The sequence below is a fragment of the Streptomyces sp. NPDC034085 genome (genome assembly GCF_055575555.1).
Genome location: NZ_JBVISL010000004.1, coordinates 394,467 through 408,154, shown reverse-complemented (window position 1 = coordinate 408,154; position 13,688 = coordinate 394,467). Strand labels below are relative to the sequence as shown.

At 77.6% G+C, this 13,688-nt stretch carries 12 protein-coding genes; 5 read left to right on the top strand and 7 right to left on the bottom strand.

The features are described 5' to 3' along the window. Positions 1-36: 36 nt before the first annotated feature. Together ACZ501_RS16650 and ACZ501_RS16645 are read right to left on the bottom strand one after the other, a co-directional pair. The gene (locus tag ACZ501_RS16650; RefSeq protein ID WP_361610363.1) at positions 37-549 is read right to left on the bottom strand and encodes an SRPBCC family protein; all 513 of its coding nucleotides are present in this window, start codon (positions 547-549) and stop codon (positions 37-39) included. Positions 550-604: 55 nt separating this feature from the next. Next, on the bottom strand, positions 605-1,612 hold the full coding sequence (locus ACZ501_RS16645) for an NUDIX domain-containing protein (protein WP_468796124.1): 1,008 nt from the start codon (positions 1,610-1,612) through the stop codon (positions 605-607). A 301-nt stretch (positions 1,613-1,913) separates the two neighbouring features. Between ACZ501_RS16645 and ACZ501_RS16640 the strand changes: the two genes are divergently transcribed. The 3 genes from ACZ501_RS16640 (at position 1,914) to ACZ501_RS16630 (ending at position 7,075) form a co-directional block, all read left to right on the top strand. Continuing rightward, the gene (locus ACZ501_RS16640) at positions 1,914-2,375 is read left to right on the top strand and encodes a hypothetical protein (RefSeq protein ID WP_468796121.1); all 462 of its coding nucleotides are present in this window, start codon (positions 1,914-1,916) and stop codon (positions 2,373-2,375) included. A 114-nt stretch (positions 2,376-2,489) separates the two neighbouring features. Further along, positions 2,490-4,247: an RNA ligase family protein gene (locus ACZ501_RS16635; protein WP_468796118.1), complete on the top strand. Its 1,758-nt coding sequence runs from the start codon at positions 2,490-2,492 to the stop codon at positions 4,245-4,247. Further along, entirely contained in the window at positions 4,247-7,075 is a 2,829-nt protein-coding gene (locus ACZ501_RS16630; RefSeq protein WP_468796115.1) for a poly(A) polymerase, read from the top strand. Before ACZ501_RS16635 ends, ACZ501_RS16630 begins: the two co-directional genes overlap by 1 nt. A 45-nt stretch (positions 7,076-7,120) precedes the next feature. On the opposite strand, the gene ACZ501_RS16625 is transcribed toward ACZ501_RS16630, so the two are convergent. The 4 genes from ACZ501_RS16625 to ACZ501_RS16610 all read right to left on the bottom strand — a co-directional run bounded on the left by ACZ501_RS16625 (position 7,121) and on the right by ACZ501_RS16610 (position 11,744). Next, entirely contained in the window at positions 7,121-8,038 is a 918-nt protein-coding gene (locus ACZ501_RS16625; protein WP_362458552.1) for an NADP-dependent oxidoreductase, read from the bottom strand. 128 nt (positions 8,039-8,166) lie between these two features. Further along, on the bottom strand, positions 8,167-9,243 hold the full coding sequence (locus ACZ501_RS16620) for an RNA ligase (ATP) (RefSeq protein ID WP_468796112.1): 1,077 nt from the start codon (positions 9,241-9,243) through the stop codon (positions 8,167-8,169). A 115-nt stretch (positions 9,244-9,358) separates the two neighbouring features. After that, complete coding sequence (locus ACZ501_RS16615; protein ID WP_468796109.1) at positions 9,359-10,108, bottom strand: peptidoglycan-binding domain-containing protein; 750 nt, start codon at positions 10,106-10,108, stop codon at positions 9,359-9,361. Positions 10,109-10,325: 217 nt separating this feature from the next. Next, a complete protein-coding gene (locus ACZ501_RS16610; protein WP_468796106.1) occupies positions 10,326-11,744 on the bottom strand; it encodes an MFS transporter in 1,419 nt (472 codons plus the stop codon). 288 nt (positions 11,745-12,032) lie between these two features. On the opposite strand from ACZ501_RS16610, the gene ACZ501_RS16605 reads away from it, so the two are divergent. Beyond that, the gene (locus tag ACZ501_RS16605; RefSeq protein WP_468796103.1) at positions 12,033-12,473 is read left to right on the top strand and encodes a hypothetical protein; all 441 of its coding nucleotides are present in this window, start codon (positions 12,033-12,035) and stop codon (positions 12,471-12,473) included. Between the two features lie 62 nt (positions 12,474-12,535). Then, positions 12,536-13,369 (top strand): MerR family transcriptional regulator, encoded by an 834-nt coding sequence (locus ACZ501_RS16600; protein WP_468796100.1) that lies wholly within the window; start codon positions 12,536-12,538, stop codon positions 13,367-13,369. Here the strand turns inward: ACZ501_RS16600 and ACZ501_RS16595 are convergent. Beyond that, positions 13,338-13,664: a hypothetical protein gene (locus ACZ501_RS16595; RefSeq protein WP_361608131.1), complete on the bottom strand. Its 327-nt coding sequence runs from the start codon at positions 13,662-13,664 to the stop codon at positions 13,338-13,340. The two genes, ACZ501_RS16600 and ACZ501_RS16595, sit on opposite strands and share 32 nt — an antisense overlap. Between the last annotated feature and the right edge of the window lie 24 nt (positions 13,665-13,688).

Sequence of the window (13,688 nt, the reverse complement as noted above, 5' to 3'; positions counted from 1 at the left end):
GTGCTCGTGTTCTACGTCGTGACGACCCGGATCTGGTCACTGCCCTGAGGCGCCGCCCGGGGCCGGCCGGGCCTCCGGCAGCGGGGCGCCGGTCTCCAGGAGGGTCTTGAGGCTGGAGACGAGCAGGGGCCAGGCACCGGCGCACATGCCGAAGAGGGTGCCGCCCGGGGTGAACCCCTCGTGGCGGACGGTGAGCCGGGCGAGGGTGTCCCCGACCGGCTCGATCTCGTACGTCACCCGGGTGCGCGGCTCGCCCGCCAGCTCGGCCCGCAGCTCCTCGGCGATGCCGGCGGAGGCAGCCCACTGGGGGCTGAAGGTGTGCCAGGTGTAGGACAGCCGGCGGTCGGGGACGCAGTCGAGGACCACCTGCTCGGGGTCGCTGGTGCGGGCCCCCCGCTCGACCCAGTCCATCGTCGAGCCCACCGCCCAGTCCGTCTCGAAGCTGAGGCCCCAGTAGCGCCGGGTGTACGCGGGGTCGGTGAGGGCCTCCCAGACGCGGGCGGGGTCGGCCTGGATGTAGAGGGTGTAGTCGATCACGCTGTCGGTCATGGCCCCATGCTGCGGGACGGGCCGCCGCGGGCCCCGCATTGGCGGTACGGGTCCCTCACCAGCGCAGCCCCTGCTCGGGCAGTTCCACCGGCGGGGTGCGCGGCGGCGCGGGCAGGCCGAGGTGGGCGCGGGCCGCGTGGACGGAGGCGAGCTCGTGCCGCCCGGCCGGCCCCCAGTCGCTGAGCTCCCGTACCTGCTCGGGGGTGGCCAGCAGCCGGGCGTACGCCGGGTCCGCGGCCGGGGAGAGCGCCGTGAGCCGGGCCGCGGTACGGGCGTGGGCCTGCTGGTCGGCGTACCGGTAGCCGAGCGGCACCGCCGCGACGGCGTGCTCCGCCCGGTGGGAGGGCAGGTGCACGGCGCCGGTGGCGCGGGCGACGAGCAGCAGCACCCGGCCGTCGGGGGCGAAGAGCCAGCCCGTGCGGTCCCGTACGGGCAGGTGGGCGGGGACGGGGCCGGGGTGCCAGGTGCCGTGCTGCGGGGCGCGGCGGGTGCGCAGCACCCCGAGCCGGTCCAGGGCGGTGGGCGTGGTGGGGCGGCCGTCCTCCAGCAGGGCGGGCCCGCCGCCGTTGACGCGGGCGCGCAGGGCGGACAGGGCGCGGCGGGCGTCGCCCGCGTCCATCAGGGCGGGCAGGTCGGCGGGCTCGGCGAAGTCGATGCCGGTGACCTCCTGGGCGGGCAGGCGGACGGAGCCGATGCGTTCCGGGGTCCAGGTGCCGCCGTCGTAGACGTGGAGGATCTCGCCGGGGAAGCGCATCTCGGGCGGGAAGCCGGGGGTGTCCGCGGGGACCCAGTCCACGGCGAGTCCGCGCGGGTAGTGGCCGTCGATGCCGAGTTCCTCGCGCATCTCGCGGGCCGCGGCGGCCGAGGGCGCCTCTCCCGCGTCGACGGCGCCACCCGGCAGCAGCCGGTCGCGGCGGTAGTCGACGCTCTGGACGAGGACCCGCCCGTCGGGGTCGGTGACGAGGACGGTCGCTCCGGTCCAGAGGACGGCGCGGGAGGCCCCGTACTCCGCCGGGGTCATCCAGGTGCCCGCCCGTTCCGGGTCGTCGGTCAGCTGCGGCATCGGTACTCCGTTCACCGTGGGTGGACCCGTCGTGCGTGCAACAGCGGGGGCAGCCTGCGGGTTACGGCGGCCGGCCGCCGCTCCCGGCACACCGCCGTAAGATCCTTTTACCGCCCCGATACCTCCTTATGACCAGATTATGTCGATCTTGATACGGTCCGTCGTGCGGACCGGCGGTGTGAAAGCAGCTGGTCCGACCACGTACCGGGTCACGGGACCTCCCGGCGACCCGGTGGGGGGCGCTCACCCGTCCGTGTGAGCGGGCGCGACCGCCGGTGCTCCCGTACGGCAGGGTGGGCGGATGCCGTCGCGCCCGACCCCGCCGCCGCTCCTGTCCCTGATGCTCGCCGCGCTGGTGCTGACCACCGGGTGCGTGACCGTCCGGGCACCGGGGCCCGCCGAGGCGCCGGGGCCCGCGCGTACGGTGGGGGCGCCCCGGCAACCGGCGTCGGAGGGGCTTCCGTTGGGGCCCGCGCCGGAGCCGCAGGAGCCGTCGCCCGCGCCCGCCTCCGAGGCCGCCCCGGCAGCTCCCGGCGAGGCCGGCCGGCAGCCCGCCGCCGGACACCCGCCCCGGGCCCGCTCCGACGACCGCCCGCCGCGTCCCGCCCGCCCCGCACACCGCGCCCCCGCCGCGAAGCCGCGCACCCGGGAACCCGTACGGCCCAAGCCCCGTCCGGCACCGCGGCGTTCGTACGACATGGCCCCCCTGTGCGAGGCGGCCCGCGGGGTGGTGGACCCGGCCATCGCCGCGCTGTGCCGTTAGGCCGTGTCCGGCCGCGCCCCTCGGGAGCGCCCGCTCCGGCCGAATTGGGTGGAAGCCCGCCGCAGCGGATACGTAGGGTGACCGGGCACCCCGTCCCCCGCGCTGGAGCCCGTCATGCGTACGCACTACCCCCGCACGGCCCACCTGCCGTGGTCCCCCGGCGCCACCGCCGACGACGTGCGCGCCGCGGGGACCCCGGCACTGGCCGGGCGCGAGGTGGTCGTCACCGAGAAGCTCGACGGGGAGAACACCACCCTGTACGCGGACGGGCTGCACGCCCGCTCCCTCGACTCCGGCCACCACCCCTCCCGCGCCTGGGTCAAGGGCCTCCAGGGCCGGATCGGCGCCGGGATACCCGCCGGGTGGCGGGTGTGCGGGGAGAACCTGTACGCCCGCCACTCCCTCGCCTACGAGGAACTGGACAGCTGGTTCTACGGGTTCTCGGTGTGGGACGGCGACCGGTGCCTCGACTGGGACCGCACGGTGCGCTTCCTCGGCCGGCTCGGCATCCCCGTCCCGAAGGTGCTGTGGCGCGGGACCTACGACGAGCGGGCGCTGCGCCGGCTGCGGGTCGACACCACCCGCCAGGAGGGCTACGTGGTCCGCACGACGGCCGGCTTCGGCCGCGCGGACTTCGGCCGCTACGTCGCCAAGTGGGTGCGGGGCGGCCACGTGCAGACCGGCACCCACTGGATGTACGCGCCCGTCGTGCCCAACGGGCTCGGCCCGGGCGCTCCCCTGTGGGCGGTCCGCTCCGGCTCCGAGCCCGACACGGCCGGGCTGCTGGCCGCACTCGGGGTGGAGGAGCCGGCCGACGCCGCAGCGGAGCGTGCCGTGGCCGAGGTCACCGCCCGGCTCGACGGCGCCGGCCGCACCGGGGAGGCCCGGCTGGCCGGTGTGCTGGCCGCCGCGCTGCACCGCCGCCCCCGGGCCGCCCTCGGGGCGCGGCTCGCGGCGGGGCCGCTCGGGATGCGGACGGCGCGGCGGGTGGCGGACCTGGTGGGGCTGTACCCGGCGCTGCGGCGGCCGTTCCCGGAGGACGAGCGGCGGGCCGGGCTGGTCCGGATGGCCGCGGCGGCCGACCTCGGGGTGCTGCACGCGCTGGCCGCGGGGCTCCCGGCGACGGCCGGGGAGCTGGAGTGCGCCGAGTGGTCCGCGCTGTGTGCCGAGGAGGCCGGCCTGCTCGGCCCGGACCCCCTCGGGGGCTTGCGGGCCGGGCTGCGCGAGGCCCTCGCCGGGCTGGACGCCGAGGCCGCCGACCGGTGCTGGGCCGAGGCCCGCGAGGCCTTCGGGCGGGGTTCGCTGTCCACGGCGCAGGAGGCGGTGGCCGCGACCTGGCGCTGGCGGGACGGGTCGGCGTACCCGCGGCTGGTACAGCTGTGCGGGCCCTCGGGCAGCGGGAAGAGCACCTTCGCGCGGACCCTGCCCGGGGTCGACGCGTACGTCGCCCTGGACGACCTGCGCGCGGCGCGGGGTGCGCGCGCCGACCAGCGGGCCAATCCGGAGGTGCTGCGCGAGGGCCTGGAGCGGCTCGACGCGGCGCTGGCCGCCGGGGGGACGGTGGTGTGGGACGCCACCTCCCTGACCGAGCAGCAGCGCGGGCTGGCCGGCGCGGTCGCCCGGCGCCGCGACGCGCTGGTCACCCGGGTGGTGGTGCTGGTCGGGGAGGCGGAGCTGGCGCGGCGCAACGCCGTACGCCCCCACCCGGTGCCGGAGTCCGTGCTGGCGGCGCAGCTGCGGCGGTTCAGCCCGCCGTACCCGGGGCAGGCGCACCGGACCTGGTACGTCGGGGCGTCCGGTGCGGTCGAGGACAGGGCAGGGCACCTGGCGCCGCACGGCGGGGCCGGGAGCGACGAAGAGGACGGCGTCTGATGCGCACCAGCGAGCAGCTCTACCACCAGGTCCGCTGGGACCCCCGCTTCGATCCGGCGCGGTTCACGCTCGGCCTGCTCCAGCGCGGGGCCGCGCCGAAACGGGTGCCGCTGCCCTCGTTCGTGCCCGGCGGCGACATCCCCTGGCACCGGGTGCTGTTCGTCGAGGCGGACGGTGAGCTGGTGTGGGACCGGGCCACCGGGGTGGACCGGATCGACACGACGCGGGCCGGGCGGGTGCGCGAGCGGCGCCTGCTGAACGCCCCGTTCTTCACGGCCCGGACCCCGCACGCGTGGGACGCCTCGGCCGGCGACTGGCGGCCGGTGCGGGCCGCGCCGGCCGCGCGTCCCGCGGCGAGCGTGCGGCTGCTGACCTGGAACACCCTGTGGGACCGGTACGACGCCCCGCGCATCGCCACCGCCCTGCGCAGGCCGATGCTGCTGGCCGGCCTGGCGGCGGCCGACGCCGACGTCATCGCCCTCCAGGAGGTCGAGCCGGCGCTGCTCGCGCTGCTGCTGGCCGCGCCGTGGGTGCGGGACGGGTACGCGCTCGGTACCGATCCGCAGGGCGCGGACGTGGCCGACAGCGGGCTGCTGGTGCTGAGCCGGCTGCCGGTGCGCGAGGCCGGGATGCACGCGCTCGGCCCGCACAAGGCGGTCGCCGCCGTCACCGTGGACACCGCCGGCGGGCCGCTGGTCGTCGCCGCGACACACCTGACCAGCGACCACACCGAGGACGGCGCCGGCCGGCGGGAGGCCGAACTGGCGCGCCTGGCCGAGGGGCTGGGCGGGATCGACGCCGGGATCGCACTGCTCGGCGACTTCAACGACGGCCGCTCCGGGGCCGAGGGGCCGGCCGCCGCGCTGGGGCTGCGGGACGCGTGGAACGACGTCCACGGGCCGCAGGACGACACCCCGACCTTCGACCCGGGCGTCAACCCGCTGGCGGCGGTGGGCTCGCTGTCGGGGCGGGCGGCCCGCCTGGACCGGATCCTGCTGCGGCCGTCGGGCGGCGCGCTGGTGCGGGAGGCCGCACTGCGGGGCGACTCCCCCGGGCCCGACGGGCTGTTCGTCTCGGACCACTTCGGGGTGGAGGCCACCGTCGAGTACGGGACGGCGGACGCCGGAGCCGAGCGGTGCGCGGCGGCCGCGACGGCGCGGACGGCCGTGGCGTGGCCGGCGCCGCCGGACCCGGTCGTCGAGGCGCTGCGCCGGGCGCACGACCCGCAGGCGGAGCGCTGGCCGGCGCATGTGGACCTGCTGTCCGGCTTCGTGCCCGAGTCGTCCTTCGAGGAGGCGCTGCCGCTGCTGGCGCAGGTCGCGGCGGCGACGCGGCCGTTCACCGCCCGGCTGGAGGGCGTGCACTCCTTCGGGCACCGGGAGGACGCCACCCTGTGGCTGGACCCGGCGGCGGGCGAGGGCGGCGACGCGCCGTGGCACGCGCTGCGCGACGCCCTCGCCGACCGGTTCCCGGGGTGCCGGGGGTCTGCCGGTGGCTGGACCCCGCACCTGACGCTGGGCCGCAGCGGGGACCCGCTGCGGGCGGAGCGGGAGTTCGCGGAGCGGCTCGGCCCCGGCGGGCGCACGGCCCGGGTCGGGGAGCTCGCGGTGCTGTCGCGGCGCGGGGACGGGCCGATGCGGGTGCGGGCGGTGGTGGAGCTGGGCACCGGTGCGGTGCGCTGGACGCCGCCCGAGGCCCCGGCCGGGGCCGTCGAGGCGGCGGGCGCCGCCGAGGAGGTCGCGGCGCGGATCGCGGCGGCCCTGCCGGAGGGCCTGGTGGGGACGGCCGGTTCCCGCGCCATGGGGTGCGCGCTGCCGGGGGCCGACCTGGACCTGGTGGCCGTGCTGCCCGGGCCGGGGGATGCCGCCGGGGTGCGGGCGCGGGTGGCGGCCGCGCTGCCCGGTGCCCGGCGGCTGCGGGAGGTGACGGGCGCGCGGGTGCCGGGGCTGCGGCTGTCCGCGTCCGGGCTGGACGTGGACCTGGTGGTGGTCGGCGCCGGCGCACTGGACCCGGCACTCGCGGTGGCCCGGCGGGCGGAGCTGGGCGGGGCGGCGGCCGTCGCGCTGAGCGCGCTCGCCGACGCCGGGGCGGTACGGGAGGCGGTGGGTGCGGAGCACGCCGCCTTCGCCCGGCTGGCGCGGGAGGTCAAGGCCTGGGCGCGGGCACGGGGGCTGGACTCGGCGCCCTTCGGCGGGCTGCCGGGACTGGCCTGGGCCGTCCTGGCGGCACGGACCGTCCGGGAGGCCGCGGACCGCTCCCCCGGCGCGCTGCGCAGGGAGTTCTTCGGTGGCTGGGCCGCCTGGGACTGGAGCGAGCCGGTGTCCCTGCTCCCGTCGGGCGGGGCGGGCGAGGCGGGCGGTGCGGCGGACCCGGTCACGGTCCTCACCCCCTGCGCGCCGGTGCGCAGCTGCACGGCACAGGTGGGTCCCGGTCTGCGGGACCTGCTGGTCCAGGAGCTGTACGCGGCCTGGGAGCTGCTGGAGGCGGAGCCGGACGGCTTCGGCGGGCTGCTGTCGCCGCCGCCGCTGCACCGCCGGCACGCGGCGTGGGCGGTGGTGAGCGTACGGGCGGACGCGCCCGGGGAGTTCGAGGAGCGGCTGGGCCGGGCCCGGGGCCGGCTGCGGGCCCTGCTCGCCACGCTCCCGGACGCGCATGCCTGGCCCCGCCCCTTCGAGCGGACCGCCACCCTGGCCCGCTACGCCGTCGGCCTGGGCCCCACCCCGCCGGACGCCGCCGCCCTGGCGGCGCTGGCGGCGCCGTGGGCGGCGGGGCTCGCGGGGGTGGAGGTCGCCTGGGCGGCGTCGGGTGAGGTCCCGGACCTCACCTGACCTCACCGCAGGGGCCGGGCCCGGTGAAGGGACGCCGGGCCGGCCTCACACCTCGATGACGATCTTGCCCGCGGTGTGGCCCTCCTGGCTGAGGGCGAAGGCGGCGGCCAGGTCCGACAGCGGGAAGGTCCGGGCGACCGTGACCGTCAGCCGGCCCGAGTCGGCGAGGCGGCCCAGAGCGGCGAGGTCCGCGGAGTCGGGGCGGACCCAGATCCACTGGCCGCCCGCCCCGAGGACGGTGTGGTCGGCGATGGAGGCGTGGCGGCCGCCGGCGGCCAGGACGGCGCGGGTGACGTCGAGGACGCCCCCGACGAAGTCGGCGACGACGGTCGCGCCCTCGGGGGCGAGGGCGCGGACGCGTTCGGTCAGGCCGTCCCCGTAGGCGACCGGCTCGCAGCCCAGCTCGCGCAGCCGGTCGTGGTTGCGCGGGGAGGCGGTACCGATGACCCGGGCGCCGAGGGCGCGGGCGATCTGGACGCCGAGGGAGCCGACGCCGCCCGCCGCCCCGTGGACGAGGACCGTGTCGCCCGCGCCGGTTCCCAGGCGGGTGAGCAGCTGGTAGGCGGTGAGCCCGGCCAGCGGCAGGCCGGCCGCCTGCCCCCAGTCCAGCGAAGCGGGCTTGGGCGCGAGGCACCGTACGGGGACGCTGACGAACTCGGCGAAGGTACCGCCGTGCACCCAGTCCTTGCGGGCGTAGCCCATGACCTCGTCGCCCGGCGTGAACTCGGGGGCGTCGATGCCGACCCGTTCGACGGTGCCGGCCACGTCCCAGCCCGGGACGACGGGGAACACGGTGTCCATCATGCCGTCGAGCCCGCCCGACATGATCTTCCAGTCGACCGGGTTGACCGCGGCGCAGCGGACGCGGACGAGGACCTCGCCGGGCGCGACCTTGGGGACCGGCAGCCGGGACTCGGCGAGCACCTCCGTCCCGCCGTACGTCTCGTACGTCATCGCCCTCATGGTGCCCTCGGTGTCCTGCGACATGGCTGCGGCCTCTCCGTGAACCGGCGGAATCGACCTGCCCCATCCCATCACGGAAGGCCGCCCGCACCGCCGTGCGCAACGCCGCCCGCACCGTGCGGGCCGCCTCACTCGTACTCGGTGCCGCCCTTGCGCGTCAGGTACGCCGGGCTGACGGCCTTCGCGATGGCGCGTCCGCCGACCACCGGGCTGTACCGCTCGGCCGCCGGCCGGACGACGACGCCCTCGCGCAGGTGCAGGCCTCGTCCGGAGACGCCCTCCCGGCCGCTCGCCAGTTCCAGCACCGCCTCCGGGTCGTACGGCCCCTCGAAGAGGCGGGGTACGAGCGGGAGTTCCCCGGGCCGCAGCACCTGCGCCGGGTCCAGCCAGCGCACCTGGCCGTCGATCTCGGCGGACACGTCGAAGACGGCGTAGCCGGGCGGCGTGTCCGCCGTCGCGGCATGGACCCCGTACGCCAGGTCCTGCACCCCAGCCCCGTACACCTCGCCGAAGACGCCGACCCGGCTCGCGCCCAGCCGTTCGGCCAGCCGGGCCGCGGCGAGCGCGACGCCGTGGCCGCGTACGGCACGCCAGTAGACGTTGCGCTCGTCCTCCTTGAGCGCCAGCCCCTTGGCGCCGACGCCCTTGGAAGAGACCAGGACGCGCTCCTCCGCGGCGACGTAGGTCAGGAGGCAGGCGGTGCCGTGGAGCTTCTCCGTGAGGACGACGGGCTCGCCCGGCTCGAAGATCCGCGGGTAGCGCTGGAGGTTCTCGATGTCCACCCACGGCAGCAGGTCGGGGGCCGCCTCGACCTCGCCGTCCATCGTCGTGGGCACGGGCGGCGACCACTTGACGATGCCCAGCGCCTCCGCGAAGTCGGTGCCCTCCTTCGCCGCCGCCGCCAGGTCCACGCCGGCCAGGGCGCGGGGCCGGCAGACCAGCCCCTGCGAGAGCTCCCCGCGCAGCCGGACCGCCTTGACCCGGTCGCGGGAGCCGCCGGCCAGCCGGCCGGTCAGGCCCAGTTCCTCGATCAAGGGGGCCGGGAGGACGGCCTGTTCGGGTATGTAGAGGGCGAAGTCGCCGGTGCGGTAGGCGCCTTTGGCGACGACGGCGCGGTAGAGGCCCACCTGGGCCAGCTCCAGCGCGTCGGCGTCGGGGTGCTCGTGGACGGTCAGTTCTTCGACGGTGACCCGCAGGGTGGACATGGGCGCCTCCTGGGACGGCGACGGGGATGTGGCATGACCGCACCACTCTCGGCCCCGCCATTCCCGCTGGTCCAGCGGAAATCGGGGTGTTAGCCTGCGCCGCACGCAGGCGGGCTCAGCCGAAGGCCGCCTGGGTCGCGGGTCCGTAGACGCCCTTCGGGTCGCCCTGGATGTCCCGGTCCCGCTGGAGCTGTGCGACCCCGCGCTTGGTCTGGCCGTCGTAGACCCCGGTCACCGAGACGTACGTGAACCCCTGCCCGTAGAGCCGCTCCTGGAGGGCGCTGACGTCGGGCCCCCGGTCACCCGGGCGCAGCGTCCGGGACGTGCCGACCGCCGGCTTCGGCGAGGGCTTGCCGGCACCCGGGGGGCTCGTCGCGGGCTTCGCCGAGGACGGGGTGGCTGAGGGGGTGCGCGCGGTGGCGGAGGCCGGGGGCGTCCCGGTGGCGGCCCGGCTCCGCACGCTGGGCTCCCCGGCGCCCGGGCTGCGGGCGGGCAGCGCCGGTACGGCCAGGTCGGGGTGGAGGGAGGCCGGAGCGGGCTCGGGTGCGGGCCCGCTCATCAGGAACGCCAGCGTGCCCGCCCCGCCGGCCAGGGCCAGCAGCGCGATGACGGCCAGCGGCAGCCGGCTCCCCCGCCGCGCGGCGGCGGCCTGCTCCCGGGCGGCGCGCCGGGGGGAGGCCGGGGGCGCGGGTGCGGGCGGCACCACCGGAAGGGGTTCCGTCACGTGGTCCGGCTCCGGGAACGCCGGCCCGGACGGCCAGGCGGGGTACGCCGAGCCGGACGGGCCGTCGGAGACGGCGACGTAGGGGCGTACGAACAGGCGGTCGTCGGGCTCGGGACCGCTCTCATCGGGGTGTGGGGACACGGTTGTCTCCGGGCGCGGACGGGGGCCGGTGCGGCGGTGCGGTACCGGCCCCCGTCCAGCCGGTCAGGCCCAGCGCCGCCGGGCGGCGAGGGCCGTGCCCGCCCCCGGGGCCGGCACGGTGAGCGGGGCGCGGGCGGATATCGGCATCTGGGACTTCTCCGAAGTGCGGATCATTCGGTGGCTCTTGAGCGGACTCTTTCCGTCCGCGACCGCTTCGTCAAGCCGGGTGTCCGTTCCGCCCCATCCATCCTTTCTGCTCCGACACCGGACCGGCGGCCTCGGCGGACGCGGCCGGGTGGTGGTCGGGGATCCCGACGGCGCGGTCCCGGGCCGGCTCCGGGTCGCGGTCCCGGGCCGGCTTCGGGTCGCGGTCCCGGTCGCGGTCGCGGTCCTTTCGCGAGGTGACCGCCACCGTGAGGGCGGCCGCCAGCATCAGCGCCGCCCCCGTGAGCGGTGCGGCGGGCACGGAGACGCCGTCCACCGCGAGCCCGCCGGCGAGGGCTCCCGCCGCGATGGCGAAGTTGAACATGGCCACCATCAGGGAGGAGGCCGCCTCGGCCGCCTGCGGCGCGGCGTGGAGCATCCAGCGCTGCAGGCTGACGGAGACCCCGCCGTAGACCAGGCCCCAGAGCAGCAGCAGCGCGGTCCCGGCGACGGCTCCGGGCAGGACGGCGATCAGCGCCAGCACGACGGTGAGGGTGCCGCTGACGGTGAGCAGCGTACGCCGGGCATCGCGCGGCCCGGCGAGGAAGTTGCCGGCGACCCCGGCGAGGCCGTAACCCAGGAGCAGGGTGCTGACCAGCCCGGAGTCGACGCCGGAGACGTCGCGCAGGATCGGCCGTACGAAGGTGTAGGCGGCGAACTGGCCGGTGACCACCAGGAAGGTGACGATCACTCCGGCCCGGACCCCGCGATTGCGACGCAGCAGGGCGGGCAGCTCCCGGAAGGTGACGGGCCCGGCCGGGGGCAGCGCGGGGAGCAGCAGCAGGAGGGCGGCCAGGGTGAGGGCGCCGAGGACGCCGACCGCGGCGAAGGCCGCGCGCCAGCCGCCGAGTTCGCCGAGGAGGGTCCCGGCGGGGACGCCGAGCACGGAGGCGGTCGGGACCCCGGCGAAGATGAGGGCCGTGGCCCGGCCGGCGTGCTGCGCGGGGACCAGCCGGACGGCGAGGCCGCCCGCGATGGCCCAGAACCCGCCGACGCTGATGCCGACGAGCAGCCGGGCGGCCAGGACCACGGTGAAGTCCGGGGCGAACGCGGCGGCGAGGTTGGCGGCGGCCATCAGGGCGATCAGTGCGCACAGCAGGTGCCGCCGGTCCGTGCGGGCGGCGCCGACGGTGACGAAGGGGGCGCAGAAGCCGGCCACCAGCCCGGGGACGGTGACCATCAGCCCGGCGGTGCCGTCGGAGACGTGGAGGGCGGCGCCGACGGGGGTGAGCAGGCCGATGGGCAGCAGCTCGGAGGTGATCAGGCAGAAGATCCCGAGCGAAACGGCCCCCACGGCCGCCCACCCCTTCCAGGGACTGCGCCCGCCCTCCGCGACGGCGGCGGGGGCGGCCGGCGGGGCGGAGACGGGGGCGGAGACGGGATCGGGGTGGGAGACGGGGTCGGGAACGCTGGACGCGGCTGGCTGGGTCATGCTCGGCACTCCGTACGGCGGGCGGGCGGACGGTTCGCGGCCCCCCGGACGGAGTCCGGGGAGGGGCACGGCGGCACCAGCCGCCGGGGGTCGCGCCTCCCCCGCCGCCCGCACTGCCGTGCCGTGCCGATCGCGTTCCCGCTCATTCTGCGACCGCCGGGGGCGTTTCCGGCCACCCCATGAAGAATCGATTCGGCAACGCCCGGGGCCGGTACCCCGCCGTCCCGGGGTCACCCGGACGCGTGAGCGCCGGGATCCGGCCCGCCCGGACTACGGCATGGTGGTCGGATGCAGTTACGCCGGGCCGCCCTGCCCTTCTCCCTCCTCGCGCTCCTCGCGAGCGCCGGCTGCGTCTCCGTGGGCCCGGAATCCGGTGCAGCGGGCCCGGCACGGGGCTCCGTACCTCCCGTGGACGCCACGGACGCACCCGACGCCACCGGCGCGCACCACGCCCACCACCCGCCACCGCGGCCCCTGCCGCTGGGCGACGTCCCGGAACGGGAGGCGGGCCCGGAGCCGGACCCGCCGGCGCCGGCTCCGCCCGTCCGCCGGGCCCGCCCGCCGGCCGAGCGGCCCTCGAAGCCCGCCGCGCCCCGGCACGCGCGGCCCCCCAAGCCGCCCCCGGCGCGCGTGCCGCGTCCGCTGCGCGGGGAGGAGCTGTGCGAGGCGGCGGAAGGGGCCGTCCCGCCGTCGATCGTGGACCTCTGCGTGCGCCAGTACGGCCGCTGACCGGCCGCCGGCCGGACAGACTTGACCCTCACACCGTGTCAGGCCGTCCACTGGAAGGCGTCATGTTCACCATCGGAGACTTCGCGAAGCACGGCCGGGTGTCGGTCCGCATGCTGCGTCACTACGACGCCCTCGGACTGCTGCGCCCGGCGCGTGTCGACCCGCTGACCGGCTACCGCTCGTACGAGGCCGGCCAGCTGGCCCGCCTCAACCGCCTCATCGCACTCAAGGAGCTCGGCTTCAGCCTCGAACAGGTGGGCGCGGTGCTGGACGACAAGGTCGGCACGGAGGAACTGCGCGGGATGCTGCGACTGCGCCGGGCGGAACTGGAGACCGCCGTGGCGGAGGCCGCGGCCCGCCTGGTCCAGGTCGAGACGAGGCTCCGGACCATCGAGAGCGAGGGGACCATGCCCGCTGACGAGATCGTCGTGAAGAGCCTGCCGCCCGTGCGGCTGGCCGTGCTGACCGGGGTGGCGGGCAGTTACGCCCCCCAGGACATCGGGCCGGTCATCGGCCCCCTGTACGAGGACCTGTGCCGCCGCGTCGAGACCGCCGGGGTCGTCCCGGCCGGCCCGGGTCTGGCGTACTACGAGGAGGCCCCGGGCGGTGAGCCGGGATCCGTCCTGGTGCACGCCGGGCTTCCGGTGGCCGCGGCCGTCGGCGCGGAGGACCTCGGAGCCGGGGTGCGGATCGTCGAACTGCCCGGGGTCGAGCGGGCGGCGACCGTGGTCCACCGGGGCGCGATGGACGGCGTGCTCCCGACGGCGCAGGCCCTGGCCCGGTGGATCGACGCGAACGGCCACCGCTCGGCCGGCTACGCCCGCGAGCTCACGCTGGCGTGCCCGCCGGACCGGGACCAGTGGGTCACCGAGCTACAGGAGCCGCTGGCGTCCTGAGGGCCCGGCGGCGGGCGCGGACGGCCGCGCAGCACCGGGCGGTGCCCCGGCGGGCCGTCCGCAGCCGGCGCACCGCGCCGTGCCCGCGCCGGCTCCACTCGGCGCGGGGCAGCCCGGCCCGCTGGCCGCCGCCGGTGATCAGGGCGTTGACCGGCGCGTGCGGGTCGGCGGCGACCCCCTTGGCGATCAGCACGCCGACGACCAGCGGCACCAGGGCCACGGCGAGCGCGGAGCCGGCGGCGGTCACGTGGCCCAGGCGCGGCCGGGCGGGTGCGGGTGGTGCGGTGGTGGTCATGCCGTCATTGCAGCAGCGGCGGCG